The sequence below is a fragment of the Mesorhizobium sp. M7D.F.Ca.US.004.01.2.1 genome (assembly GCF_003997785.1).
Lineage (GTDB): Bacteria > Pseudomonadota > Alphaproteobacteria > Rhizobiales > Rhizobiaceae > Mesorhizobium > Mesorhizobium loti.
The window spans coordinates 1-2,305 of record NZ_RZRQ01000570.1 but is presented as its reverse complement, the minus strand read 5'-3'; the positions used below and the strand labels follow the sequence as shown (position 1 = coordinate 2,305).

The 2,305-nt window shown below is 65.1% G+C and carries 3 protein-coding genes; all 3 read right to left on the bottom strand.

The annotated features are described in order from the left end of the window. The coding region (locus tag EN993_RS34855) for a 2Fe-2S iron-sulfur cluster-binding protein (RefSeq protein ID WP_127266149.1) at positions 1-1,610 on the bottom strand (1,610 nt) is incomplete at its 3' end. Continuing rightward, complete coding sequence (locus EN993_RS34850) at positions 1,607-1,903, bottom strand: sarcosine oxidase subunit delta (RefSeq protein ID WP_127266148.1); 297 nt, start codon at positions 1,901-1,903, stop codon at positions 1,607-1,609. The genes EN993_RS34850 and EN993_RS34855, both read right to left, overlap by 4 nt. Before the next feature lie 12 nt (positions 1,904-1,915). Further along, positions 1,916-2,305: hypothetical protein (locus EN993_RS34845; protein WP_127266147.1), on the bottom strand; the 390-nt coding region annotated here is incomplete at its 5' end.

Genomic DNA, 2,305 nt, shown 5'->3' with positions numbered 1-2,305 from the left:
CCTTCCTGCACCGCCTGGCGGATGTCCTTGGCGGTGACATCGTTCTGGAAGTCGACGAAAGCTTTCACCGTCGTGTCCGGCCCGGCGCCGGGAGCCGCACCCAGCATGCCGCGCGACCAGCTCTCCGAGGCATCAACCTTCGGCTTTGTACCCTTGGCGGTTTTGGCACCCGCATCCTTGGCCGCCTTGGCGCCAGCCGCATAGGCCTCGTCCACCGTCGCCGACAGCCCGTCTGTGCCATTGCAGGCGCCGACAGAGACGCAATCCTGCGCATAGGTGCCCGGCACGAAGCGCTTGGTCTCGTCGTTGAAGGCAACCTTGCCGCGCGACTGCGAGAACAGATGCACCGACGGCGTCCAGCCGGCCGACATCAGGATCGCGTCGACCGGGATGGTGCGCTCGCCACCACCATTCTTCGGCTGCACCGTCATCGAGGAAACGCGCAACTTGCCGCCGGCGCGGATCACCGCGCGGCCGAAATTGACCTCGACGCCGAGCGCCCTCGCCTCGTCGATCACCGGTCCGGTCGGATTGTCGCGCAAATCGACGATCGCCGCCACATTGATGCCGGCCTTCTTCAGGTCGATCGCCGCCGCATAGGCGGAATCATTGGCGGTGTAGACGCCGACATTTTTGCCGACCGCGACGCCATAGTGGTTCAGATAGGTGCGTGCAGCACCCGCCAGCATGATGCCCGGCCGGTCGTTGTCGGCGAACACCATGTGGCGCTCGATGGCGCCGGAGGCCAGCACCACGCGCTTGGCGCGAACTTGCCACAGCCGCTCGCGCGCCAGATCGTGGCCGGGAGCCGAGAGATGATCGCTGACACGCTCGACCAGCCCGACGAAATTCTGCGCGTAGTAGCCGAACGCCGTCGTGCGCGAGAGCACGCGGACATTGTCCATCGCGCTCAGTCGGGCGATTGCCGCCTGTGCCCAGGCAAAACCGCCCTGGCCGTCGATCTTCGCACCGGTCTCGAAACGCAGGCTGCCGCCGAACTCGGCCTGCTCGTCGGCGAGGATGACCCGCACGCCCGTTTCAGCCGCTGCCAATGCTGCCGCAATGCCGGCGGCACCGCCACCCAGCACCAGCACGTCGCAATGCGCATAGCGCGATGAATAATGGTCGGAATCCGGCTGGTCCGGGGAAACGCCAAGGCCGGCCGCGGCGCGGATCTTGGGTTCGTAGAGGCTCTTCCACGCCGCCTTCGGCCACATGAAGGTCTTGTAGTAGAAGCCGGCCGAAAACAGCGGCGAGGCGATGTCGTTGACCGCACCGACGTCGAAGGACAGCGACGGCCAGCGGTTCTGCGACTGCGCATCGAGCCCGTCATAAAGCTCCTGCACGGTCGCCCGCACATTTGGCGTCTTGCGCGCCGCGTCGCGCTTGATCTCGACCAGCGCGTTGGGCTCCTCGGCGCCCGCCGACAAGATGCCGCGCGGACGGTGATACTTGAACGAGCGGCCGACGAGATGGACGCCATTGGCAAGCAGCGCCGAGGCCAGCGTGTCGCCCTCGATACCGGCATAGGACTGGCCGTCGAAGCTGAAGCGCGCGGTCTTGGCTTGGCTGAAGCGGCCGGCGCCGGGAATGCGGAACGCGCCGCTCATTTGGCAACTCCCGGGAGCTTCGACGGTTTCGGCTCGCCGGCCTTGTAGGTCATGACGAACTTGTCGGTGACGGTGTCGCGCACGGCATTGAAGAAGCGCGCGCAGCCGTGCATGTGCCGCCAGCGCTCATAGATGATGCCCTTGGGATTCGAGCGGATGAAGAAGAATTTTTCGAAATCGTCGTCGGTCTCGTCAGCAATGTTGGCCGAGCGTGCGATATGCGCCTCGCCGGCGTTGCGGAACTCGAGTTCCGGGCGCTCTTCCTCGCAATAGGGGCAGCGGATGAGAAGCATTTTGGTTCGTTCCTACAATTCGCCGTGGCCGACGCGGGCGCCCGCCGGTTGATCGCAAAGCTTCTGTCCCAGCGTCGCGAACGGCGCGACGAGTCGGATGCGCTCCTCCACGCTTGCGGCTGGGCTAAAAAGGTCGCGATACGCCATATTGCCGAGGGTAAGCTGCATCGGATCGGTGGTGACGATCACCTGACGTGGCTGGAATGTCTCGTCCACGCCTAAATCGGAAGGTCTGTTCTCGAAGAAGACAACCACCCGCTGGCCGCCGCTCCAGACGCAGGCCAGCATGCCCTCGTCGACCGAAAACGGCCAGTTGGCTTCGTTCCCGGCACGGCTGATCGGCTGCGTACGGACTTCGTCCGCCGACGGAAAATGGAACATGCCCCGTTCCCCCGCCAGCAC